The 22,193-nt window shown below is 68.4% G+C and carries 21 protein-coding genes; 8 read left to right on the top strand and 13 right to left on the bottom strand.

Going from position 1 to position 22,193, the window contains the following annotated elements; genetic code table 11:
- A partial coding sequence (locus tag K1Y73_RS13855; protein WP_225028900.1) for a response regulator occupies window positions 1–1,173 on the top strand: 1,173 nt, incomplete at its 5' end.
- On the opposite strand, the gene K1Y73_RS13860 is transcribed toward K1Y73_RS13855, so the two are convergent.
- The 3 genes from K1Y73_RS13860 to K1Y73_RS13875 form a co-directional block, all read right to left on the bottom strand.
- Complete coding sequence (locus K1Y73_RS13860; RefSeq protein ID WP_318248243.1) at window positions 1,164–1,973, bottom strand: response regulator; 810 nt, start codon at window positions 1,971–1,973, stop codon at window positions 1,164–1,166. The genes K1Y73_RS13855 and K1Y73_RS13860 overlap by 10 nt on opposite strands.
- 194 nt (window positions 1,974–2,167) lie before the next feature.
- Window positions 2,168–2,722: a GNAT family N-acetyltransferase gene (locus K1Y73_RS13870; protein ID WP_225028901.1), complete on the bottom strand. Its 555-nt coding sequence runs from the start codon at window positions 2,720–2,722 to the stop codon at window positions 2,168–2,170.
- A gap of 30 nt (window positions 2,723–2,752) precedes the next feature.
- Complete coding sequence (locus K1Y73_RS13875; protein WP_225028902.1) at window positions 2,753–4,276, bottom strand: MFS transporter; 1,524 nt, start codon at window positions 4,274–4,276, stop codon at window positions 2,753–2,755.
- Between the two features lie 88 nt (window positions 4,277–4,364).
- Between K1Y73_RS13875 and K1Y73_RS13880 the strand changes: the two genes are divergently transcribed.
- Complete coding sequence (locus K1Y73_RS13880) at window positions 4,365–4,904, top strand: TetR/AcrR family transcriptional regulator (RefSeq protein ID WP_225028903.1); 540 nt, start codon at window positions 4,365–4,367, stop codon at window positions 4,902–4,904.
- A 57-nt stretch (window positions 4,905–4,961) separates the two neighbouring features.
- On the opposite strand, the gene K1Y73_RS13885 is transcribed toward K1Y73_RS13880, so the two are convergent.
- Window positions 4,962–6,149: a benzoate/H(+) symporter BenE family transporter gene (locus K1Y73_RS13885; protein WP_225028904.1), complete on the bottom strand. Its 1,188-nt coding sequence runs from the start codon at window positions 6,147–6,149 to the stop codon at window positions 4,962–4,964.
- Between the two features lie 213 nt (window positions 6,150–6,362).
- Here K1Y73_RS13885 and pdxR point away from each other — a divergent pair, with 213 nt between their 5' ends.
- The gene (gene pdxR / locus K1Y73_RS13890; RefSeq protein ID WP_225028905.1) at window positions 6,363–7,856 is read left to right on the top strand and encodes a MocR-like pyridoxine biosynthesis transcription factor PdxR; all 1,494 of its coding nucleotides are present in this window, start codon (window positions 6,363–6,365) and stop codon (window positions 7,854–7,856) included.
- 52 nt (window positions 7,857–7,908) lie between these two features.
- Here the strand turns inward: pdxR and K1Y73_RS13895 are convergent, their stop codons facing one another.
- Complete coding sequence (locus K1Y73_RS13895) at window positions 7,909–9,303, bottom strand: diguanylate cyclase (protein WP_225028906.1); 1,395 nt, start codon at window positions 9,301–9,303, stop codon at window positions 7,909–7,911.
- 154 nt (window positions 9,304–9,457) lie between these two features.
- Between K1Y73_RS13895 and K1Y73_RS13900 the strand changes: the two genes are divergently transcribed.
- The 5 genes from K1Y73_RS13900 to K1Y73_RS13920 all read left to right on the top strand — a co-directional run bounded on the left by K1Y73_RS13900 (window position 9,458) and on the right by K1Y73_RS13920 (window position 14,001).
- Window positions 9,458–9,739 (top strand): DUF3572 domain-containing protein, encoded by a 282-nt coding sequence (locus K1Y73_RS13900; protein ID WP_225028907.1) that lies wholly within the window; start codon window positions 9,458–9,460, stop codon window positions 9,737–9,739.
- A 110-nt stretch (window positions 9,740–9,849) separates the two neighbouring features.
- Complete coding sequence (locus K1Y73_RS13905; protein ID WP_225028908.1) at window positions 9,850–10,545, top strand: HAD family hydrolase; 696 nt, start codon at window positions 9,850–9,852, stop codon at window positions 10,543–10,545.
- A 102-nt stretch (window positions 10,546–10,647) separates the two neighbouring features.
- Window positions 10,648–12,204, top strand: a complete 1,557-nt coding sequence (locus tag K1Y73_RS13910; protein ID WP_225028909.1) for a trimethylamine methyltransferase family protein — start codon at window positions 10,648–10,650, stop codon at window positions 12,202–12,204.
- A 92-nt stretch (window positions 12,205–12,296) separates the two neighbouring features.
- Window positions 12,297–12,881 carry a heme NO-binding domain-containing protein gene (locus K1Y73_RS13915; protein WP_225028910.1) on the top strand — a complete coding sequence of 195 codons (585 nt, stop codon included), beginning with the start codon at window positions 12,297–12,299 and terminating at the stop codon, window positions 12,879–12,881.
- A 4-nt stretch (window positions 12,882–12,885) separates the two neighbouring features.
- Window positions 12,886–14,001, top strand: coding sequence for a GGDEF domain-containing protein (locus K1Y73_RS13920; protein ID WP_225028911.1), 1,116 nt, complete (start codon window positions 12,886–12,888; stop codon window positions 13,999–14,001).
- An 82-nt stretch (window positions 14,002–14,083) separates the two neighbouring features.
- On the opposite strand, the gene K1Y73_RS13925 is transcribed toward K1Y73_RS13920, so the two are convergent.
- From K1Y73_RS13925 to K1Y73_RS13960, 8 genes are all read right to left on the bottom strand, one after another.
- Window positions 14,084–15,535 carry a mannitol dehydrogenase family protein gene (locus tag K1Y73_RS13925; RefSeq protein ID WP_225028912.1) on the bottom strand — a complete coding sequence of 484 codons (1,452 nt, stop codon included), beginning with the start codon at window positions 15,533–15,535 and terminating at the stop codon, window positions 14,084–14,086.
- 2 nt (window positions 15,536–15,537) lie between these two features.
- The gene (locus tag K1Y73_RS13930; protein ID WP_225028913.1) at window positions 15,538–16,305 is read right to left on the bottom strand and encodes an L-iditol 2-dehydrogenase; all 768 of its coding nucleotides are present in this window, start codon (window positions 16,303–16,305) and stop codon (window positions 15,538–15,540) included.
- Window positions 16,302–17,294 carry an ABC transporter ATP-binding protein gene (locus tag K1Y73_RS13935; RefSeq protein ID WP_225028914.1) on the bottom strand — a complete coding sequence of 331 codons (993 nt, stop codon included), beginning with the start codon at window positions 17,292–17,294 and terminating at the stop codon, window positions 16,302–16,304. The genes K1Y73_RS13930 and K1Y73_RS13935 overlap by 4 nt, the downstream gene beginning before the upstream one ends.
- A 7-nt stretch (window positions 17,295–17,301) precedes the next feature.
- Entirely contained in the window at window positions 17,302–18,132 is an 831-nt protein-coding gene (locus K1Y73_RS13940; protein ID WP_225028915.1) for a carbohydrate ABC transporter permease, read from the bottom strand.
- Between the two features lie 9 nt (window positions 18,133–18,141).
- Window positions 18,142–19,014 carry a carbohydrate ABC transporter permease gene (locus K1Y73_RS13945; RefSeq protein ID WP_225028916.1) on the bottom strand — a complete coding sequence of 291 codons (873 nt, stop codon included), beginning with the start codon at window positions 19,012–19,014 and terminating at the stop codon, window positions 18,142–18,144.
- A gap of 120 nt (window positions 19,015–19,134) precedes the next feature.
- Window positions 19,135–20,445, bottom strand: a complete 1,311-nt coding sequence (locus tag K1Y73_RS13950; protein ID WP_225028917.1) for an ABC transporter substrate-binding protein — start codon at window positions 20,443–20,445, stop codon at window positions 19,135–19,137.
- A 104-nt stretch (window positions 20,446–20,549) separates the two neighbouring features.
- Complete coding sequence (locus tag K1Y73_RS13955; protein ID WP_225028918.1) at window positions 20,550–21,509, bottom strand: sugar-binding transcriptional regulator; 960 nt, start codon at window positions 21,507–21,509, stop codon at window positions 20,550–20,552.
- Complete coding sequence (locus tag K1Y73_RS13960; protein ID WP_225028919.1) at window positions 21,506–22,183, bottom strand: HAD family hydrolase; 678 nt, start codon at window positions 22,181–22,183, stop codon at window positions 21,506–21,508. The genes K1Y73_RS13955 and K1Y73_RS13960 overlap by 4 nt, the downstream gene beginning before the upstream one ends.
- Window positions 22,184–22,193 lie beyond the last annotated feature (10 nt).

Genomic DNA, 22,193 nt, shown 5'->3' on the forward strand with positions numbered 1-22,193 from the left:
TTGAAGCGCCGGATCGGCCATATGCTGGCCCGGCTGGGCGCCGGCCCCGCCCCGACGCCGGGGCTGGTGCTGGGGCTGCGCGAGGGCGGCCTGCGGTTGGCGCGCGGGGCGGGCGAGACGCTGGATCTGCCCCTGGTGCTGACGCATCGCGAACTGGCCGATGCGCTGGTGCCGGGGGGCGGCGCGGCCGGCGCGGCTTTGCGGCAGGTCGACGCGCGCCTGACGGGGCGGCGGATCCTGCTGATCGAGGATCGGGCGATCAACCGCGCCGTGGTTGAATCACTGCTGGCGCGGGCCGGGGCGCAGGTCATGCCGGTCGCGGGCGGGCAAGAGGCGCTGGGGCTCGCCGGGCAGGGCGGGCGCCCGCCGGATCTGATCCTGACCGACCTGCACATGCCGGCAATGGACGGGTTCGACGCGATTGCCGCCCTGCGCCGGGCCGGTCTGGCGGGGGTGCCTGTGGTGGCGCTGAGCGCCGATGTCTCTTCTGCCACCCGCCAGTCCTGCCGCGCGGCCGGGTTCGACGGCTTTGTCGCCAAGCCCCTGACGGCCGAGGCGCTGCTGGACGAGATCGCCCGCGTCCTGCGCCTGCCGCCGCCTGCCCATCCGCCCGGGCCGTCTGACGCCGCGCACCCGCCGGCAGGCCCGCCACCGGGCCCCGCCGCCGTTCTGGACCGCGGGCTTTTGCTGCGCCATGCCGGCGGCGACCCGGCCCTGGCCGCGGACTGGCTTGGCCGCCTGCCCGACGAGATCGCAGGCTGGCGCGACCTGCTGGGCCGCGACGGGCCCGATCCGGGGGTCTTGCACCTGATCGCAGGCTCGGCGGCGCAGGTCGGCGCCCTGGCCCTGGCGGCGGCCGGTCGGGCGCCGGATCCCGATCTGCCGCGTCTGCTTGCCCAGCTTGACGCCTTGCTGGCCGAACTGGCGCCGGACCCGCGGCCGCCGGCCAGGTCTTGGGCCGATTCTCGGCCCAGTCCCCAGCCGCCCGATCCGCTGGCGCTGCGCCTGCAGGCCTGTCGTCAGGCCCTGGCGGGGCATGAGATGCGCGGCTTCGACCTGCTTGAGGCGCTGCTGCCCGATCTGCCGCCGCAAGCGGCCGAGGGGTTGCGCCAGGCCGCCCAGCGGCTGGACTTTCGCGCCGCGCTGGCGGGCCTTGCCGCGCTTCAGCCGTAACCGTCGATCTGCGCCCGGATCGCGGCGATCAGCGCCTCGGCCCGCTCCAGCCGGTCGGCGCGGCGCTCCAGCAGGGTTTCCAGCGCGGCGGTGGTGCGGCGCAGTTCCAGCTGCACGTCGATCCGCGCCCGCAGCACCGCCGGCACGAAGGGGCGCGAGATGAAATCGCAGGCCCCGGCGGCAAAGCCCTGGGTTTCATCCTGCGGCGCATCCAGGCTGGTCAGGAAGATCACCGGCATCGCCGCGTTGCGGGGATCGGCCTTGATCCGGCGGCACAGGGCATAGCCGTCCATCCCGCTCATGCAGACATCCAGCATGGCCAGATCGGCCTGACCGCCGGCCGCCAGCCAATCCAGCGCATCCGAGGCCGACAGATGGGCGATGATCTCATAGCTGTCGCGCAGCGCGTCATGCAGGCGGCGGATGTTTTCCGGCACATCGTCGACGATCAGCAGCCGCGGGCGGCGGTCGTCTTCGACCGGGTCGGCATCGGGATCGGCCGCCTCAGGGTCCGGCCCGGCGCCGCCCGGGCCCAGTTGCGAGGCGCGGGCGATGGTTTCCAGGCTGGCGGTGACGGTTTCGAAATACTGCCGGCCCCAGCTGCGCAGGGTGGTGCCATTCGCGTTGCGTTCGAACAGCGACAGGCCCAGATGGGTTTCCAGCGCGCGGATCTGCCGGCTGACGGCTTCGCGTGTGACGTTCAACTCGCGCGCGGCATCCGAGAAGCTGCCCAGCCGCGCCGCGGCCTCGAAACTGACCAGACTGGTCAGCGGCGGCAGGTTGCGCTTGAGCGATGTCATCCGCGCCGGCCCCCGATCGGGCCGGGCCGTCCGGGCGATCCGGCCGTGGCGGCGGGCGGGACGGGGCAGGGGGCAGGGGCGCGCATGGGCGGTTTATGCGTCGGGCAGGCGCGATGTGCAATCGCTTGCGCGGCACGCCTTGGGGGGGGCGCTTTGGTCCGGGCGTTCAGACGGCCGGCCCCGCGTCTTCGCGATCAACGCGGTCGCGCCGATCCCCCCGGCAGGCCGGACCATTCCCGGCGCAGCAGCGCATATTGCAGCGTGGTCTCGTAGATCGGCTGGCCCGCCGCGTCGGTGGTGAACGAGACGAAATCGACGAAGGTTCCCTCGTGGCGCAGGCCCAGCCTTTCGCACAGGCGGCGCGAGGGCAGGTTGTCCTCTTCGACATAGGCGTAAAGCCGGCGGGCGCCCGCGGTTTCGAACAGATGCGCCACCAGCGCCCGGGCCGCTTCCAGCGCATAGCCCTGGCCAGAGAAGGCCGGGTTGAAATTCCAGCCGATCGCATAGGTATCTTCTTCGGCATGGGCGAAAAGATCGCCGATCAGCCGATCGCTGTCCTTCAGGGCGACGGCGATCTGTGCCTCATCGCCGCCGCGCTTGCCGGCCTCGGCCTGGGCCGCGTCCAGATCCGGCAGTTTCAGCGACAGAAAGCAGCTGGACACCGGCGCCTGCAGATAGGCGAACAGCGCCTCGGCATCGCTGGCGCGGAAGTGGCGCAGCCGCAGCCGTTCGGTTTCGATGGGATGCATGGTCCGGGTCCTTTCGGTGTCGACCGGGGGTCAGGGATCGGCGGCGGGCTGCGCCTGCGGGGCGCGGGCCAGCAGCAGGAAGACCAGGCAGGCCAGCAGGGCGATCACCCCGGCCGACGTGGTCAGCAGCACGGCATGGGTCTGGCTGAAGGCATCCTTCCCGGCCTGGATCAGTGCCGCGCCGGCCTCGGCCGGCAGCTGATGGGCGACGATATAGGCATCGCCGATGGTGCGGGCCGCCTGATCGGCCAGGTCCGGCGACAGGCCCGCCGGCAGCTCGATCGCATGGCGGAACAGGCCCGACAGGAACACCCCGAACAGCGTGATGCCCAGGCCGGTGCCCAGCTCGTATCCCGTGGCCTCCAGCGCGCCGGCCGAGCCGCCCTTGCTGGCCTCGACCGAGCCCATGATCGCGATCGAGGAAGCGGTCAGCCCGATGCTGAGCGACAGGCCCAGAAACGCCAGCGCCACCGGCACGGACAGGCCCGGATCGTGGAAATCGCTTTTCGCCAGAAAGGCCAGCATGGCGGCGGCGGTCAGCAGCGACAGGCTGGCGACGCGGCGCAGGCCAAGCCGGTTCGACAGATGCCCCGCGACCGGCCCGCCCAAAGCGGCGGCGGCCATGATCGGGATCATGAACAGCCCCGCCTGCAAGGGCGTCTTGCCGACGACATATTGCAGCTCCTGCGCCAGCGTCAGCTCCACCCCCGCAAGCGCTGCCGATGTGACGATGGCCATGACCAGCCCCGCCACCAGCGCCGGATGGGTCAGCAGCGACAGGTCCAACATCGGATCGGCCGCCCGCAGCTGCCGGCGCACGAACAGCGCCAGGATCAGCGCGCCAAGCCCCGCCAGCAACGCCACCACCGGCAGCGGCTGGCGGGCGCCGAAGCCCGCCTTGATCGCGTAGACGACCAGGAGCATCCCGGCAATCAGCAGCAGCGCCTGACCGATCGGCCATTTGCCCGGCAGGGTCTTTTCCCGGCGCGGCAGCAGCAGATGGCAGGCCGGCGCCACCACCAGCATGACCGGCACATTGATCAGGAAGACCGAGCCCCACCAGAAATGCTCCAGCAGCGCGCCGCCCGCCAGCGGCCCGACAGCCGCCCCCGCCGCGCCCACCGTGCCCCAAAGTCCCAGCGCCATGGCGCGTTCGGCCTCGTCCTCAAAGGTCTTGCGGATCAGCCCCAGCACGCAGGGCAGGATCATCGCGCCGCCCAAAGCCAGCGCGACGCGCGCGGCGATCAGCGCCGGCGCGCTGGGCGCGAAAGCCGCGCAGGCCGAGGCCGCGGCGAAGATCGCCAGTCCGGTCAGCAGGATGCGCCGATTGCCGATCCGGTCCGACAGCGTGCCCATCGGCACCAGCAGCCCCGCCATCAGCAGCGGATAGATGTCGATGATCCACAGAACCTCGGTTCCCGAGGCACCCAGCGCCTGGGTCAGGCTGGGCACGGCGACATGCAGGATCGTCATGTCCAGCACCACCGGCAGGAAGGCCAGCATCACCGCAAGCAGCACCAGCCACCGTTTCGGATCGCGGGAAGAGGGGGGCATAATGCGGGCGCTCCTGGAGATTCGTCGGCAGGCGGCTATATAAATACGACCGTATGGAAATCAACAAGACAGAAGGCAGCGCACGCAGATGGGCCGAACGCCGACGATCAGCCGCGACAGATTGCTTGACCTGGCCGAAGACATCGTGCGGCAGGGCGGCGGCGCGGCGCTGACCATCGGCGCGCTGGCCCAGGCGGCGGGAATCTCGAAAGGCGGGGTGCAATATGCCTTTGCCAGCAAGGATGCGCTGGTGCGCGGCCTGATCGACCGCTGGACCGGCCAGTTCGACGCGCTGTTGCCGGGCCCCGAGGAAGAGCCGGATCCGATCCGCTTCGTCCATCGCTACCTGGCCGCGACCCGGGCCTCGCAGCAGGCGATGAATGCGAAGATGGCGGCGCTTCTGGTCAGCTATCTGGAAGATCCCGCCAATCTGCAGGAAACCCGCGACTGGTACCGCGGGATCTTTGCCCGGCTGGGCGGGCAGGGGGCACAGGCGCGGGCGGCGCGGGTGGCCTTCCTGGCGGTCGAGGGGTTGTTTCTGATGCGGATCAACGGGATCGACGAAGAGGGCAGCTGGACCGGCCTGCTGGACGATGTCGAGACGGTCCTGCACAGCCTGACCGCGTGAACGCGCCGGCCCCGGCCGCCCGGGGCCGGGACCGATGCAGGGCGGCCCCGACCGGGCCTAGCCGCGGCGCGCGCTCAGCACCGCCCAGGCCAGCAGCCCGATCACCAGCCCCCAGAAGGCCCCGCCGATCCCCAGCATCTGGATATTGGCGGCCGAGGCCAGGAAGGTGATCAGCGCCGCTTCGCGCGTGGCCGGATCGGCCATGGCGATGGACAGGCTGCCGCCGATCGTGCCCAAGAGCGCAAGCCCCGCAAGCGCGGTGATGAAGCCGGCCGGAAAGGCCATGAACAGCCCCGCCAGCGTGACGCCGAAAATGCCGATCAGCGTGTACAAGAGCCCCGCGGCGATCCCGCCGATCCAGCGCTTGCTGCGGTCCTCATGCGCCTCGGGCCCGGTGACGATGGCCGCGGTGATCGCCGCCACGTTGAAGGCATGCGACCCGAAGGGCGCCATCAGCAGCGAGCCTAGCCCGGTCACCGTCACGATCGGATTGGCGCTGGTGGGGAAGCCGTCATTGCGCAAGACCAGCATGCCCGGCATGTATTGCCCGGTCAGCGTGATCAGAAACAGCGGCAGCGCCACGCTGAGCGCGGCATTCAAGGTAAAGCTGGGCGCGGTGAAGACCGGGACGGCCAGTTCCAGCCGCAGCCCGGTCAGGTCGACCTCGCCGCGCAGCAACAGCCAGGCCAGGCCGATGACCAGAAGCCCGACAATGGCATAGCGCGCCGAAACCCGCTTCAGGATCAGGTAGCTGCCGACCAGCAGGCCCACCAGGGCCGGATCGGCGCTGATCCCGCCAAAGGCGCCGATGCCGAATTGCAGCAGGATCCCGGCCAGCAGGGCCGCGGCAATCGCCGGCGGGATCAGCCGGATCAGCCGGTCGAAACAGCCCGACAGGCCCAGGATCACGAAACCCAGCGCCGACAGGATATAGGCGCCGATCGCCTCGGGGTAGCTGACGCTGGCCAGGGCCGTGACCAGAAAGGCTGCGCCGGGCGTGGACCAGGCGGTGATCACCGGCGCGCGGGTCCGCCAGCTGAGGTAGATCCCGGTCAGCCCGACCCCGATCGACACCGACCAGACCCAGGACGCCGTCTGCGCCGCATCCAGCCCGGCGATGCGCGCGGCCTGGAAGACCAGAATGAAGGTGCCGCCGTAATTCACGATGACCGAGATCAGCCCGGCAATGGCGGGGTGCAGCAGATCCTGGGCGCGGATCGTCGAGACAGGGGCAGAGGCCGTCATGGGGAAGGGTCTTTCAGCAAAGGGAACTGCTGCGGGACTAGTCCGTTCAAGGACGGTCCGCTCCTGCCATTTTGCCTGCGATGGACAGACCAATTTTCGCCATCGGGCCGCGGATCGCTGGCTGTGCGGCAGGGCAGGGGTGGGTCAGGCTGGCGTCTGGGGCCGAAAACTGGCAGGATCGCGAAGTCATTCCTGGCCCAGGGGGCAGACCAATTGTTCCGCCATACCCAGCTTGAAACCGTGAAGGCCTGGCTTCAGCATCCCGACCATGCCGGGCTGCCACTGCAGGGCCGGATCCAGCGCGCGATCCGGCAGCTGATCCTGGATGGCGCGCTGACGGCCGGCAAACCCCTGCCGGCGACGCGCGCGCTTGCGGCCTCGCTGGGCGTGTCGCGCGACACGGTCGAGGCGGCCTATGGCCAGTTGCATGCCGAAGGCTTCATCCTGCGCCGGGTCGGCAGCGGCAGTTTCGTGGCCGAGATCCGCGACCTTTCGCCGACCCCGCGCCGCGCCCGCCCTTTGGTCCGTCCTGCGGGCAGCGGCCCGGGGTTGGGCGCGCGCGGCCGGGCGATGGTGGCGGGGGGCGCGGTCGGCGGCGGCGGCCCGGTCAGGATCTTTCGCCAGGGCCTGCCCGAGACCCGCAATTTCCCGCTGCGGCTGTGGGAAAGGCTGGAGCGCCAGGTGCTGAAAGAGCAGGGCAGCGCCGCCCTGGTGCTGACCGATCCGCAGGGCGCCGCGCCCCTGCGCCAGGCCATTGCCGATTACGTCAATCTGGAACGCGGCGCGCGGGCGACGGCGGACCGGGTGCTGATCCTGACCAGCGCCCAACAGGCGATGGCGCTGACGGCGCAGCTGCTGCTGGACCCGGGCGAGCGGATCTTTGTCGAGGATCCGGGCTATCACGGCGCGCGCCAGGCCTTTGCGGCGGCCGGCGTCGTGCCGGTGCCGCTGCCGGTCGATGGCCAGGGGCTGGTGACCGATCTTCTGCTGGCGCGGCCCGATCTGGCGCGGGTGGTGGCGCTGACGCCGTCGCACCAGTTCCCCACCGGCAGCACGCTGTCGCTGGACCGGCGGCTGGCGCTGATCGACTGGGCCGCAACCCGGGGCGGCTGGATCATCGAAGACGATTACGACAGCGAATTCCATTATGTCGGGCGCCCGACGGCCTGTGTGCAGGGGCTCGATCCGCAGGAGCGGACGATCTATATCGGCACCTTCACCAAATCGCTGTTTCCGGGCCTGCGGATCGCCTATCTGATCCTGCCGCCCGATCTGGTGGCGCCCTTCACCATCGCGCGCACCCAGCAGGACGGCCACCCCGCCTCGATCCCGCAGCTGGTTCTGGCGCGCTTCATGCAGGGCGGGCATTTCGGCAGCCATATCCGGCTGATGCGCAGCCTTTATGCCGAGCGGATGCGGCTGTTGCTGCGGCTGGTCGAAACCCATCTGGCCGGGCTTGTGGCGCCGCAAGTGCCGGCGGGCGGCTTGCAGATGGCCTGCCATCTGACCTGCGATCTGCCCGAGGATCGGGTGATTGCCGCGGCCGAGGCGGCGGGGCTGGCGCTGACCGGGCTCAGCGGCCTTTATGCCAAGGCCGCGCCGCGCCCGGGTTTTCTGCTGGGCTTCGCGGCCTTCACCCCGTCGGAGCTGGAAACCGGCGTGCGCCGCCTGGCCGCCGTGTTGAAAGAGGGGCTGAAAGCCGCCTGACGCCTTTTCCGGCGCCGCGGCTTTGGCCCCCCGAACCCCTCGGGCCCTGCGGTCAGGCCGCGCTTTTGCTGAAGGTCACCAGGTTGCGCCCGGCCGATTTCGACAGAAGCAGCGCCTGATCGGCCCTGTCGACCAGGGCTGCGGCATCTTCGGCGGCCCCCGCGCCGCCCTGGCCCACGGCCACGCCGATCGAGACGGTGATCCGCAGCGCCCCGCCGGCGGGCAGCGCGATCGGCTCGTCGCCGATCACCTGGCGCAGCCGTTCGGCCACGCGCTCGGCCTCGGGCAGGCCGGTCTGCGGCAGGGCGACCAGAAACTCCTCGCCGCCGATCCGCGCCAGAAGATCGGACATCCGCAGATTGTCCGACAGCCGCCGCGCCACCTCGACCAGAACCGCATCGCCTGCACCATGGCCGTGGCGGTCGTTCACCGCCTTGAACCGATCCAGATCGACGACCATGACCGCGAAGGGCTGCGCCTCGGCGGCGGCCTGGGCGGCGATCCCGGCCAGGCGCGGCAGGGCGTAACGGCGGTTGTAAAGCCCGGTCAGCGGATCGACCATCGCAAGGCGCAGCCCGTCTTCCAGCGTGGCACGCGTGCGGTCGGTCTGGCGTTTGCGGCGCAGAAGCGTGCGCAGGCGCAGTTCCAGTTCATCTTCCGGCGCGACCAGCGCCACCACGTCATCGGCGCCAAGATCAAAGGCGATTTCGGCCGCCGCACCGTCGCCGCGCTTTGCCACGATGCAGAAGGCGCTGTGGCGCGTGCCGGCATGGGTCTTCAGCGCCGACATCAGCCGCAGCCCGTCGCCGGCCAGATCAAGATCGGCCTCGATCACGAAGACATCGGGGATGCCGTCGCCGCGTTCGGGCGGCAGCGCCATGGCCTGTTCGCGGCTGAGCACCACCAGCGCATCGCGCATGCGCTGCTGCAGCTGCCGCTTCCACAGCAGCGCGGTTTCCGGCCGGGCGGCGATCAGCGCGATCAGCCCGGCGGGTTCGAACCCCGCCGGCGGTTCGGCCAGGCCCAGGAAGCCCGGCAGGGAATCGCCCAGCGCCTGGGCGACGATCCCGGCTTCGGCGCGGCCGCGCAGCAGGTTGCGCACCCGCGCCAGCAGAACGGAATCGTTCACCGGCTTTTCCATCACCTCATCGGCGCCCGCGCGCAGTGCCGCCAGACGGGTGGCTGCGTCGCGCCGGGCCAGAAGCACGATCACCGGAATGCTGCGCGTGGCCGGGTCGCTGCGCAGGCGCGCCAGCGCTTCGGTGCCCGGCATGTCGGGCAGTTCGGGGTCCAGAAGGATCAGGTCGGGCCGGTCCTGGGCGGCGATGCGCAGACATGCGGCCCCATCCGCTGCAAGAAGCGGCTCGTAAAATGCTTTGGCAAACTTTACCTTGTGAATCACGCGGTTGGTTGCCGTCGCATCAACGATGAGGATCCTTCCGTGCATGATCGCCCGTTATCTGATGGCAGACTGTGCCACATGTTGTGCAATCTGTGATCCAGAAGGTTAAGAAATCCTTTCCAGATTCTGTGCAAGCGGAGGCAATTCTCACGATGAAACCGCGCAGGAGTCCGGTAAGTGGCTTATTTCTGAGGATAACATGAATAAGCAGGAATCCGCTGAGACGCTGGCGCTGCAGGCGCTGAGCTATCTGTTAACGGACGAAGATCTGCTGGTGCAGTTTTTTGCGGCAAGCGGCGCCGATGCGGGGGCGCTGCGGGCGGGGGCGGGCGATCCGGTCTTTCTGGCCGCGGTGGTCGATTTCCTTCTGGCCGAGGATGCGCGCGTGCTGGGCTTTGCCGCGGCCAGCGGGCACCGGCCCGAGGCGCTGATCGTGGCGCGCCAGGCCCTGCCGGGCGGCGACCTGCCCGCCTGGACCTGAGGCCCGCCCCTGACGCCCGCATCGGCCGATTGCCTTTCGGCTGCGGCCCCGGCAAGACTGTGCGGCACAAGGCCGGCCGCTTCGGCCGGCCATCATCACAAGGGGCGCGCATGATCGACGGGATCGTCTTTGACAAGGATGGGACGCTGTTCGATTTCCGCTCGACCTGGGGGCGCTGGGCCGAGGGGTTCCTGGCCTCGGTCGCGTGCGATGCCGATCATGCGGCCGCCCTGGCCGAGGCGATCGGCTATCTGCCGCTGCAGCGCGATTTCCGCCCCGACAGCCCGGTGATCGCCGCGACCGCCGCCGATATCGCCGCGGCCCTGACGCCCCTGCTGCCGGGCCGCGATGTGGAAGACCTGACCGAGGCGATCGATGCCGCCGCCTCGGGGGTGCAGCTGACCGAGGCGGTGCCGCTGATCCCGCTGCTGACGGCATTGCGGGCGCGCGGGCTGCGGCTGGGCGTGGCGACCAATGACAGCGAGGTGCCGGCGCGGGCGCATCTGGCGGCGACCGGGCTGACGGGGCTGTTCGATTTCATCGCCGGCTACGATTCCGGCTATGGCGCCAAGCCGGGCCCCGGCATGTGCCGCGCCTTTGCCGAAAGCCAGGGCCTGGATCCGGCCCGCGTCGTCATGGTCGGCGACAGCCGGCACGATCTGCAGGCCGGCCGCGGGGCGGGCATGCGCACGATCGCGGTGCTGACCGGCATCGCCAAGGCCGAGGATCTGGCCCCGCATGCCGATGTGGTCCTGCCCGATATCGGCGCGCTTCCGGCCTGGCTTGACGCCTGCGCCGCAGGGTAATCCGGCCCGCAGCCCAAAAACGACATGAATGCGTCGCTGGCGCGGCTCGCCTGCGTGGCAACCTTGCGCCAGATTGGATGCAGAACCAGTTTGGGGGCTGCGATGACCGAAGAGCCAAGCCGCAAACGCCGGGCCGGTGGCCGGGCCGGAATGAAGGTGCGCGCGGGCAGCGCGGTGATCGACCAGATGCCCTGGCGCATCCCGGTGAACCCCGACCGCCCGACCGAACCGCTGAGCGAAGAGGGCGTGCAGCGCATCCACAAGGGCGCGATGCGCATCCTGTCGGACATCGGCATCGAATTCCTGAACCCCGAAGCCGTCGGCATCCTGAAACAGGCCGGCTGCCTTGTGAACGGCACCAATGTGCGGATGGACGAGGATTTCGTGATGGAGATGCTCTCCCACGCGCCCTCGGAATTCACCATCACCCCGCGCAACCCGGCGCGGGAAATCGTGATGGGCGGCCAGCATATGGTCTTCGTGAACGTCTCGTCGCCGCCCAATGCCTGGGATCTGGAGCGCGGCAAGCGCCAGGGCGATTTCGAGACCTTCAAGGAATTCATGAAGCTGACGCAGTATTTCAACTGCATCCATGTCGCCGGCGGCTATCCGGTCGAGCCGGTGGATATCCACCCCTCGATCCGCCATCTGGACTGCCTGTATGAAAAGCTGACCCTGACCGACAAGGTCTGCCACGCCTATTCGCTGGGCGCCGAGCGGGTGGAAGACGTGATGGAGATGGTGCGCCTGGCGGGCGGCCTGTCGCATTCCGAATTCGACGCCAAGCCGCGGATGTACACCAATATCAACTCGGTCAGCCCGCTGAAGCATGACTTTCCGATGCTGGATGGCGCGATGCGCCTGGCGCGGCGCGGCCAGCCGGTGGTGGTGACGCCCTTCACGCTGGCGGGCGCCATGGCGCCGGTGACCATGGCCGGCGCCGTCACCCTGTCGATTGCCGAGGCTTTGGCGGCGGTGGCGCTGCTGGAATATATCAAGCCGGGTTGCCCGGTGGCGATCGGCACCTTCACCTCGAATGTCGACATGAAGTCGGGCGCGCCGGCCTTTGGCACGCCGGAATACATGCGCGCCACCCAGATGACCGGGCAATTGGTGCGCTTCTATGGCGTGCCGATGCGCGCCTCGGGCGTTTGCGCGGCGAATGTGCCCGACGGGCAGTCGATGTGGGAAACCTCGAATTCGCTGTGGTCGGCGGTGCAAAGCCAGACCAACATGGTCTATCACGCGGCCGGCTGGCTGGAGGGCGGGCTGATCGCGTCGCCTGAGAAATTCGTGATGGATTGCGAAGTCCTGCAGATGATCCAGCGCTATTTCGAAGCCGCGACCTTTGCGACCGAGGACGAGGACATCGCCATCGACACGATCCGCGAGGTGGGTCCGAACGGGCATTACTTCGGCGTCCAGCACACGCAGGACCGCTATCAGCATGCCTTCTACGCGCCCTTCGTCAGCGACTGGCGCAATTACGAGGCCTGGGCGCTGGACGGCTCGGTCTGGACGCCCGAGCGGGCGCACCGGATCTACAAGCAGATCCTGGCCGAATTCGAACCGCCCGAGATCGATGGCGCCGCGCAAGAGGCGCTGTCCCGCTTTGTCGCGCAGCGCAAGCAGGAAGGCGGCGCGCCGACCGATTTCTAGCCCGCGCCGCCGGCCCGGCGCCGCCCTGGCGGGGGAAGGCTCTTTGTTAACTCTTGCAGCCTAGTCTGGCCGGGAATCATCCGGGGCCCGGCATGTACGGTCTGTTCCTTCGCGCGCTGCAAAGCTACGTCTGCGTCACCTTCGGGGCCGAGCCTTTGGCGCGGGCCATGGCGGCCGCGGGCGCGCCGCCCGAAGGGTTTGAACCGCTGCTGCGCTATGAACGCCAGACCCTGCGCAATGTGCTGCATCAGGTCAGCACCCAGCTTGGCCGCCCCGAAGAGGGGATTCTGGAAGATCTGGGCACCTTCATCATCACCGATGCCGGCTATTCGGCCACGCGCCGGCTGTTGCGCTTCGGCGGCGCGAATTTCGCGGAATTCCTGTATTCGCTTGAGGAACTGCCCGACCGGGTGCGGCTGGCCCTGCCGGATGAGGATGTGCCGATCCTGCATCTGACCGATCTGGGCGAGGGGCAGTATCAGCTGGTCTGCGAAACCGGCTGCGCCGAGCTGGGGGTGGTGCTTCTGGGCATGTTGCGCGCCATGGCCGACGATTACGGCGCCCTGGTCACGATCGAGGCCGAGCCGGGGATGGAGGGGGCGATGATCCTGTCGATCCGCCTGCTTGATCCGCGTTTCGCCGAAGGCCGCCGGTTCGAGCTTTCGACGACAGGATGACCCCATGACCGCGCGCCCCGCCAGCCATCGGCCGCCGCATCCGCCTATGGCCCAGGCCCCGGCAGAGCCTGCGGGGCAGGGCATGCCCCGCGCCCTGGTCGGGCTGCATGTCTCGGCCTGCGAGTTGGGGCGCATCATGCCCATGCATACGATCCTGACGCCCGAGGGGCATGTCCTGTCGGCCGGGCCGACGCTGTTGCGGCTGTTCCCGGGCGAGACGATCCTGGGCAAGTCCTTCTTCGGCCTGTTCGAACTGCGCGCGCCGGTCTGGATCACCGATATGGCCGGTTTGACCTCGCGCTGCTTTCACAAGCTGCGCCTGTCGCCGCGCGGCCCGGGGGCGGGGCTGCGGATGCGCGGCATCGCGGTGCCGCTGGATGACGGCAAGGGCCTGCTGGTCAACCTGTCCTTCGGCATCGACGTGATGCGGGCGGTGCGCAAGATGCAGCTGACCGACATGGATTTCGCCCCGACCGATCTGGCGATGGAACTGCTTTACGCGGTCGAGGCCAATGCCGCCGTCCGGGGCGAGATGCGCGAACTCAGCCGCCGGCTGGTCGGCGCCCGGCTGCAGGCCCAGGAAGAGGCACAGACCGATCCCTTGACCGGGCTGAAGAACCGCCGCGCCTGCGACAGTTTCCTGTCCCGCCTGTGCCGGGAAGGGGCGTCTTTCTCGCTGATGCAGATCGACCTGGACTATTTCAAGCAGGTCAATGACCGGCTGGGCCATGCCGCCGGCGACCATGTACTGCGCCATGTCGCGGGTGTGTTGCAAAGCCAGGCCCGGGTGCAGGATTGCCTGGCGCGGCTGGGGGGCGACGAATTTACCGTGATCCTGCCCGGCCTGACCGATCCGGCCCGGCTGCTGGCGATGGGCGAGCGGATGATCGACCTGGTGAACCGGCCGATCCCGTTTCAGGATGACCATTGCGACGTTTCGGCCAGCATCGGCTTTGCGATCGTGCCCGAAGGCCTGCGGCTGGATCCGAATGAGGTGCTGGGCGAGGCCGATACCATGCTTTACGCCGCCAAGGGTGCGGGCCGCGGCCGGGTCATGGGCACGCGGCTGGGCGAGCCCGCCGAACCCATCGAACCCGCTGCGCCGCCGCCAACCGGTTGATCCGTGCGAGCCGTACAAGCCCTACAAACCGTGCGCGGGGGCGGGCGGCGCCGCGGCCCTGGGGGCGTCGCGGCCGCGCTGATCAGCCCTGCAGATAGTGGCGCAGCGTTGCCGCCGTGCCCTCGGCCCAAAGCTGGCGCAGCCAGCCGGAAAAGGCCTGGGCGAAACGCGCATCGCCCGCGACCTCGCCATAGACGCTGACCAGCCCGTCCAGCCAGGCCTCGGGCCGCTGCCGGGCCGCCTGGGCCAGGGGCTGCAGCAGATCCCAGTTCGGATCATTGGGTGCAATCGGCGTGCCGTCATCCTGCAGCCCGGCGCAATAGCGGCACCACAGCGCCGACACCAGCGCCAGCCCCTGCACGCTGCCCGCCGCCGCCAGCGCATCGCGGATCGAGGGGACGATGAACTTGGGCTGCCGGTTCGACCCGTCCAGGCACAGCCGCCGCTCGGTATCGGCGACTTCGGGGTTGGAAAACCGCTCGACGATCAGCCGGTAATAGGCCGGAATGTCGGTATCGGGCACCGGCGGCACATAGGGAATGATCTCTTCGGTCTCGAGCTTGTTCAGCAGGCCCAGGATCAGCGGATGGGCCATGGCCTCATGCACATATTCCACCCCCATCAGCCCACCGGGATAGGCGATGGTGGCGTGGCCGCCGTTCAGGATCCGCAGCTTCATCAGCTCATAGGCATGGACCTGATCGGTGAAGGTCACGCCCACCCGTTCCAGCGCGGGGCGGCCGGTGGGGAAATGATCTTCCAGAACCCATTGCCGGAACGGCTCGCAGGTGACGGGCACCGGATCGTCGGCCAGGCCGAATTGCGCCGCCATCGCGCGTTCGCGCGGGCCGGTCGCGGGGGTGATCCGGTCGACCATGCCATTGGGGAAGGCCACATGCGCGTCGATCCAGTCGGCAAAGCCGGGATCGGTCAGCCGCGCCAGGCCGGTGACGGCGGCTCGGGTGACATGGCCATTGCCGGGCAGGTTGTCGCAGGACATCACGGTGAAGGGCGCAAGGCCGGCGGCGCGGCGGGCGCGCAGCGCGGCAAGGATCGCGCCAAAGGCGGTGCCCGGCCGGTCGGGGGCCGCGGCATCGGCCTGAATCTCGGGCGCTTTCGGGTCGAAGGCCTGGGTCGCGGGGTTGATGAAATAGCCGCCCTCGGTGACGGTCAGGCTGACGATGCGGATCTCGGGGCGCGCCATGGCGGCGATCAGCGCGGCATTGTCAGGCTCGACCGGCAGGAAATCGACCATCGCGCCGATCCGCCGGGCGGTCTTGCCACGCGGGTCCAGCTCGATCACCGTCGACAGGCAATCCTGCGCCTTCAGCGCCGCGCGCATGGCGGCATCGGGGGCGCGGACGCCGGCGCCAAGGATCGCCCAGTCCTGTGACAGGCCCAGGGCGAACAGGTCGTCCAGATAGACGGCCATATGCGCGCGGTGGAAATTCCCCAGCCCGATATGGACGATGCCGGGGGTCAGAGCCTTGCGGTCATAGGCGGGAAGAGAGGGGGCAGGGTGCGTCGCGTCCATGGTCAGGCCATCCAGTTGCCGCCGTCCACGCCGAAGCATTGGGCGACGATGTATTTCGCTTCATCGGTGGCCAGGAAGATCGCCATGCCGGTCAGATCGGCGGCGGTGCCCATGCGGCCGAAGGGTACGGCCGCGCCCACTTCCTGCTTCTTCTGGCCCAAGGGCTTGCCTTCGTATTTCGCGAAGAAGGCATCGACCCCGTCCCAATGGTCGCCATCGACCACGCCCGGCGCGATGGCGTTGACGTTGATGCCATGGGCGATCAGGTTCAGCCCGGCCGATTGGGTCAGGCTGATCACCGCGGCCTTGGTTGCGCAATAGACCGCGACCAGGCCCTCGCCGCGCCGGCCGGCCTGGCTGGCCATGTTGATGATCGTGCCCGCGCCTTGCGGGATCATCACCCGCGCTGCGGCCTGCATGCAGAACAGCGTGCCCGCGACATTGACGGCAAACAGCCGCTCGTAATCGGCGCGGGTGATCTCGGCCAAGGGGGCGGCGGAAAACAGGGCCGCGTTGTTCACCAGAATATCCAGCCGCCCCATCGCCTGCACGGCCCGCGCAAACCCTGCGTCGATGCTGTCCTGCCGGGTGACATCCATCACCAGCGGCAGGGCCTGCGGCCCCAAAGCTTCGGCGGCGGCCTGCAGGGCCGAGGCGTTCACATCGGCCAGCGCCACGCGCGCGCCCTCGGCGATATAGGCGCAGGCGAATTCCAGCCCAATGCCGCGGGCGGCGCCGGTGATCAGCGCGGTCTTTCCAGCCAGTCTCATGCCAGCGCGAGCCCCTTGTCGTCGAAACGGTGGATCTTGCCGGCGGGCGCCAGCCGCACGGTCTGGCCGTGATGGATGCCCAATTCGCCCGGCGCACGGACATTGATCGTGCCCAGATCGGGCACCTCGACCTTGATGAAACTGTCCGAGCCCAGATGTTCCGACAGCCCGACCACGCCCTGCCACGGCCCGTCGCCCACGGTGATATGTTCGGGCCGCACGCCGATCGTATGCGCGCCGTGCTTGGCCGCCTCGGGCCCGGTGATGAAGTTCATCTTCGGGCTGCCGATGAAGCCCGCGACGAACAGGTTGCGGGGATGGTTGTACAGATCCAGCGGCGCGCCGACCTGTTCGATGCGCCCCGCATGCAGCACGACGATCTTGTCGGCCATGGTCATCGCCTCGACCTGGTCATGGGTCACATAGATCATCGTGGTGGCAAGCTGGCGGTGCAGTTCAGAGATTTCCTGCCGCATCGTCACCCGCAACGCGGCATCCAGGTTCGACAGCGGCTCATCGAACAGGAAGGCCGCGGGTTCGCGCACGATGGCCCGGCCGATGGCGACGCGCTGGCGCTGGCCGCCCGACAATTGCCCGGGCCGGCGGTCCAGATAGCTGGACAGGTTCAGGATGCGGGCCGCGTGATCGACCTTCTTCGCCTGCTCCTCGGCCGACAGCCCGGCCATCTTCAGCGGGAAGGCGATGTTCTTGCGCACCGTCATATGCGGGTAAAGCGCATAGCTTTGGAACACCATCGCCAGGCCGCGCTTCGAGGGTGGCAGGTTGGTGGCATCACGGCCGTCGATCTCGATCGTGCCGCTGGTGGTATCTTCCAGCCCCGCGATCAGCCGCAGCAGGGTGGATTTCCCGCAGCCCGAGGGCCCGACGAAGACGACGAATTCGCCATGCTCGATGTCCAGGTCGATGCCGGGGATCACCTCGACCTCGCCGAAGGCCTTGCGCACTTTGGTCAGATGGATCTTTCCCATGGGAACCTCACTTCACCGCGCCGAAGGTCAGGCCGCGGACCAGTTGTTTCTGGCTGAACCAGCCAAGGATCAGGATCGGGGCGATGGCCATGGTCGAGGCCGCCGACAATTTCGCGTAGAACAGCCCCTGCGGCGCCGAGAAACTGGCGATGAAGGCCGACAGGGGCGCGGCCTTGGTCGTGGTCAGCGTGATGGTCCAGAACGCCTCGTTCCAGGCGAGGATGACGTTCAAGAGAAGCGTCGAGGCAATGCCCGGCACCGCCATCGGCGTCAGCACATAGAGAACCTCGTTCCACAGGCTGGCGCCGTCCATCCGCGCGGCTTCCAGGATCTCGCCCGGAATTTCCTTGAAATAGGTGTACAGCATCCAGACGATGATCGGCAGGTTGATCAGCATCAGCGCCAGCACAAGGCCCAGTTTGGTGTCGTAAAGCCCCAGCCTTTGGAACAGCAGATACATCGGGATCAGCACGCCCACGGCCGGCATCATCTTCGTCGACAGCATCCACATCAGCAGATCCTTGGTGCGCTTGCCGGGCACGAAGGCCATCGACCAGGCGGCCGGAATGGCGATGGCCAGGCCCAGAAGCGTGGAGCCCAGCGAGATGACGACCGAATTCCAGAAGAAGCGCGGATAGTCCGACCGCGACCAGACCTCGACGTAATTCTCGGTCGTCCAATCGGCCGAAAACAGCTGCGGCGGCGAGGCGACGGCCGAGGGCTCGGTCTTGAAGCTGGTCAGGATCATCCACAGGACAGGGAAGAAGATGACCAGCGCGACCGTCCAGGCGGCGGTGGTGGCGATCAGGCGGTGGGTGGGGGTGACGGCACGGGCCATGGGTCTACCTCAGGCGTCCAGGTTCTTGCCGATGCCGCGCATCAGGAAGAAGGCCACGATATTCGCAAGGATGACGGCGATGATCCCGCCGGCCGCGGCGCGGCCAATGTCTTTCGAGACCAGCGCCTGTTTGTAGATCATGTAGGGCAGGGTGGTCGAAGCCGATCCGGGCCCGCCCTGGGTGGTGGTGAAGATCTCGCCGAAGATGCCCAGAAGGAAGATCGTCTCGATCAGGATCACCACGGTGATCGCGCGGGTCAGATGCGGCAGCACGATATACTGGAAGCGCGCGAAGGCGCCGGCGCCGTCCATCTCGGCCGCTTCCAGCTGTTCCGAGGACAGGGATTGCATCGCGGTCAGCAGGATCAGCGTCGCGAAGGGCAGCCATTCCCAGGCGGTGATGAAGATCACCGAGGACATGGGATATTGCTCCAGATACAGGATCGGATCATAGCCGAGGCCCCGCGCGGCGGCGGCCAGGAGCCCGTTCTGCGGATGCATGAACAGGTTCTCCCAGATCGAGGCCGCAACCGGCGGCATCACGAAGAAGGGCGCGATCACCAGGATGCGCAGCGGGCCCTGGCCCTTGACCGGCTGGTCCAGCAGCAGCGCCACCAACACGCCCAGAACCACGGTGATCAGCAGAACCCCCAGCACCAGCGCCAGCGTATTGGCGATGGCCAGCCAGAAATCGGGCGCGTTCAGGAACCATTTGTAATTGGTGAAGCCGACCCAGCCGGTCCGGTCGGGCGACAAAAGCCGATACAGCCGGAACGAGAAGTAGAAGGTCATGGCCAGCGGCACGATCATCCACAGGAACAGGACGGCGACCGAGGGCGCCACCATCAGGCGGCCGGCAAGGCGGGTCGAATGGGTGGACATCGTTCTCTCCGGGGCTTCCACGGGGATGCGGATCGGCGTCCGCGAACGGGGCGGGGGACGGGAAACGGGTGGGGGAAAAAGAGGGCCGGCCGAAGCCGGCCCCAAGGTGGAAGGATGCCGTTACTGGATGTAGCCCGCGGCGGTCATCTCGTCGGTGACGGCGGTCTGGGCCTTGGCCAGCGCGTCATCGGCGCTGATCTGCCCGGCCAGCGCGGCCGAGAAGAATTCGCCCACCGTGGTGCCCATGCCCGAAAACTCGGGGATCGCCACGAATTGCACGCCGACATAGGGCACGGGCTTGACCGTCGGCGCGGTCGGATCGGCCGCGTTGATCGAGTCGAGCGTCATCTTGGCGAAGGGCACTTTCTGGTATTCCGGGTTCTCATACAGCGAGGTCCGGGTGCCCGGCGGCACATTGGCCCAGCCTTCCTTCGCGGCGACCAGCGCGAGGTAATCCTTGTTCGTCGCCCAGTCGATGAAGGTCTTGGCCGCGTCCTGCTTCTGGCTGGAGGTCGGGATCGCCAGCGACCAGGCCCAAAGCCAATTGCCGCGCTTGCCAAGCCCATTGTCGGGCGCCAGCGCGAAGCCCACCTTGTCGGCCACGGTCGAGTCCTTGCCGGTCACGAAGCTTGCAGCGACGGTGGCGTCGATCCACATGCCGCATTTGCCTTGCTGGAACAGGGTCAGATTCTCGTTGAAGCCGTTGTTCGAGGCGCCGGGGGGGCCGTATTCGTTCATCAGATGCAGATAGGTGTCGAGCGTGGCCTTCCATTCCGGCTGGTCGAATTGCGGATGCCAGGTCTCGTCGAACCAGCGCGCGCCGAACGAGTTCGACATGGCGGTCAGGAAGGCCATGTTCTCGCCCCAGCCGGCCTTGCCGCGCAGGCAGATGCCGTATTGGTCCTTGGACTTGTCGGTCATGGCGGCGGCCGCCTTCTCGATCTCGGCCCAGGTCGGCGCGTCGGGCATGGTCAGACCCGCGGCTTCCATCAGGTCGGTGCGGTACATGACCATCGAGGATTCGCCATAGAAGGGCGCGGCCATCAGGTTGCCGTCGACCGTCAAGCCGCCGCGGATCGCCGGCAGCAGGTCATCGACATCATAGCTGGCGGGCAGGTCGTTCAGGCTGACCAGCCAGCCCTGCTTGCCCCAGATCGGAACCTCATAGGTGCCGATCGTCATCACGTCATACTGGCCGCCGCCGGTGGCGATGTCATTGGTCACATTCTGGCGCAGGACGTTCTCTTCCAGCGTCACCCACTCGACCTTGATGTCGGGATGCTTGGCATAGAAGTCGTCCATCAGGCCCTGCATGCGGATCATGTCGCCGTTGTTCACGGTGGCCACGGTGATCGTCGTCTCGGCCAGCGCCGCCCCCGACAGGGCGCACAAAGCCGTCGCGCCCAGAAGCGCGCGCAGCGAAATGGTCATCAGTTTCCTCCCTGATAGCGTATGAGCAATTCATCGCTAACTGAGTAAATGCTCACACGAAAGCGTGAGTCGTCAAGCCCTGACTTCCGCCGCAGCTGCAGCGGTCAGGACCGGGCCAGAAGGGCACGAGCCGTGGGCTCGTCCGTCACCAAGCTGTTGATGATACGGGATTTCAGCGCGCCAAAGATCGCGGGCGCCTTGGATGCGCCTGCAGCGATGCCCAGGGAGGGGCGCGGCAGGCCCGGGGCGACGCGCACCCCGCCGGTGCGGCGGTTGGTGCCGAAATCCAGGTAATTGCCCTCGGCATCGAAGACCCAGCCGGCCACTTCGCCGGTGGCGCCGGCGGCTTGCATCTCGGTCAGTTCGGCCCGGCTGACGAAACCGTCCTTTAACAGCGGCGCATCGTCGGACATCTGGCCCACCCCCACCACCACGACATCGGCGGTGGCAGCCAGATCGGCCACTCGGCGCACCGGGGGCAGGGCGTGGAAGGCCGCGCGCTCTTCGGCGGTGGGGCTGATCACCGGCACGGGCATCGGGTAATGCGGCGCCAGAACCTTGTCGGCCAGCCGCATCACCACATCGAAGAACGAGGCCGAGCCGTCGGGGGCGATATTGCCGATCAGGCTGACCAGCCGGTGCTGCGGCGCCTCGACCGGGTCCAGCGCATCGACCATGCCGCGCAGCGCCCGCCCGGTGCCCAGCGCGATGGTCAGGGGATCGGTCATGCGCAGAAAGCGCTCCAGTTCCGCCGCAGCCGCGGGGGCCACGGCGCGGACCGGATCGGCGCCCGGGCCCAGGCCCGGCACGACCCGGGCGCGGGTCAGGCCGAAGCGGTCGGTCAGCGCGGTTTCCAGATCCAGGCAGGCGCCGATCCGGTGGTTCAGCCGGACATGGATCAGCCCCTCGGCCATGGCACGGCTGACCAGGCGCTGCGCGCGCTGGCGCGAAATGCCCAGTTCGGCCGCGATCTGATCCTGGGTCAGCCCGCCCAGATAGTACAGCCAGCCGGCGCGGGCGGCATCGTCCTGCGGCGAGGGTTCGGGGTCGGGGCGGGGGGTCATCCTGGCCTCATCAATTCCGGCGCAATCTGGAAGAATTCGCCGAAGGATGCAAAGCGCTTGTGTGGTCGGGCATCTTCGGGCTCGGCTTCGGTGGCGGGGCCCAGATGGCTGCCGCCCAGAAAGCGCCAGACCTGCATGCCCGCGGCCAGGCCCGCGCGCAAGCCTGTCAGGCTGTCCTCGATCACCAGGCAGCGGGCGGGATCGGCGCCCATCCGGGCCGCGGCATGCAGGAACAGATCGGGCGCGGGCTTGCCGCGCGCCACTTCGGACGCGGTGAACAGCCGGCCCTGCACCCGCGGCCAAAGCCCGGTCAGGACCAGCGACAATTCCGCCCGCCGCGGCGAGGACGAGGTGGCGACGCAGAAGGCCGGGCCCAGCCGGTCGATCACCGCCGCCACGCCCGGCATCACCTGCAAGTCGCGCCGGAACCCTTCCAGCAGCCGCTCGCGATAGTCGTCCTCGAAGGCCGGCGGCAGATCCAGCCCGAAATCGCGCCGGATCGTCGCCATCACCGTGGGATAGCTGCGGCCCAGGAAATGCCGCGCCACATAGGCCAGGTCGATCTGCACCCCGCGCTCGGCCAGCGCCGCGACCAGCATCCGGGCCGAGATCATCTCGCTGTCGATCAGCACGCCGTCGCAGTCGAAGATCACCAGGTCGATCGGGGCGGTCATGCGGCGCTCC

It is taken from the genome of Xinfangfangia pollutisoli, from assembly GCF_020179405.1.
GTDB lineage: Bacteria > Pseudomonadota > Alphaproteobacteria > Rhodobacterales > Rhodobacteraceae > Pseudogemmobacter > Pseudogemmobacter pollutisoli.

Excerpts from the sequence above, each read along its gene's own strand:
- K1Y73_RS13930 (WP_225028913.1), bottom strand. The coding sequence starts at position 16,305 with ATGAGACTGGCTGGAAAGACCGCGCTGATCACCGGCGCCGCCCGCGGC.
- K1Y73_RS13945 (WP_225028916.1), bottom strand. The coding sequence starts at position 19,014 with ATGTCCACCCATTCGACCCGCCTTGCCGGCCGCCTGATGGTGGCGCCC.
- K1Y73_RS13910 (WP_225028909.1), top strand. The coding sequence starts at position 10,648 with ATGACCGAAGAGCCAAGCCGCAAACGCCGGGCCGGTGGCCGGGCCGGA.
- K1Y73_RS13905 (WP_225028908.1), top strand. The coding sequence starts at position 9,850 with ATGATCGACGGGATCGTCTTTGACAAGGATGGGACGCTGTTCGATTTC.
- K1Y73_RS13870 (WP_225028901.1), bottom strand. The coding sequence starts at position 2,722 with ATGCATCCCATCGAAACCGAACGGCTGCGGCTGCGCCACTTCCGCGCC.
- K1Y73_RS13885 (WP_225028904.1), bottom strand. The coding sequence starts at position 6,149 with ATGACGGCCTCTGCCCCTGTCTCGACGATCCGCGCCCAGGATCTGCTG.
- K1Y73_RS13955 (WP_225028918.1), bottom strand. The coding sequence starts at position 21,509 with ATGACCCCCCGCCCCGACCCCGAACCCTCGCCGCAGGACGATGCCGCC.
- K1Y73_RS13915 (WP_225028910.1), top strand. The coding sequence starts at position 12,297 with ATGTACGGTCTGTTCCTTCGCGCGCTGCAAAGCTACGTCTGCGTCACC.
- K1Y73_RS13960 (WP_225028919.1), bottom strand. The coding sequence starts at position 22,183 with ATGACCGCCCCGATCGACCTGGTGATCTTCGACTGCGACGGCGTGCTG.
- K1Y73_RS13895 (WP_225028906.1), bottom strand. The coding sequence starts at position 9,303 with ATGCACGGAAGGATCCTCATCGTTGATGCGACGGCAACCAACCGCGTG.
- K1Y73_RS13860 (WP_318248243.1), bottom strand. The coding sequence starts at position 1,973 with ATGACATCGCTCAAGCGCAACCTGCCGCCGCTGACCAGTCTGGTCAGT.
- K1Y73_RS13880 (WP_225028903.1), top strand. The coding sequence starts at position 4,365 with ATGGGCCGAACGCCGACGATCAGCCGCGACAGATTGCTTGACCTGGCC.
- K1Y73_RS13935 (WP_225028914.1), bottom strand. The coding sequence starts at position 17,294 with ATGGGAAAGATCCATCTGACCAAAGTGCGCAAGGCCTTCGGCGAGGTC.
- K1Y73_RS13900 (WP_225028907.1), top strand. The coding sequence starts at position 9,458 with ATGAATAAGCAGGAATCCGCTGAGACGCTGGCGCTGCAGGCGCTGAGC.
- K1Y73_RS13920 (WP_225028911.1), top strand. The coding sequence starts at position 12,886 with ATGACCGCGCGCCCCGCCAGCCATCGGCCGCCGCATCCGCCTATGGCC.
- K1Y73_RS13925 (WP_225028912.1), bottom strand. The coding sequence starts at position 15,535 with ATGGACGCGACGCACCCTGCCCCCTCTCTTCCCGCCTATGACCGCAAG.
- K1Y73_RS13875 (WP_225028902.1), bottom strand. The coding sequence starts at position 4,276 with ATGCCCCCCTCTTCCCGCGATCCGAAACGGTGGCTGGTGCTGCTTGCG.
- K1Y73_RS13950 (WP_225028917.1), bottom strand. The coding sequence starts at position 20,445 with ATGACCATTTCGCTGCGCGCGCTTCTGGGCGCGACGGCTTTGTGCGCC.
- K1Y73_RS13940 (WP_225028915.1), bottom strand. The coding sequence starts at position 18,132 with ATGGCCCGTGCCGTCACCCCCACCCACCGCCTGATCGCCACCACCGCC.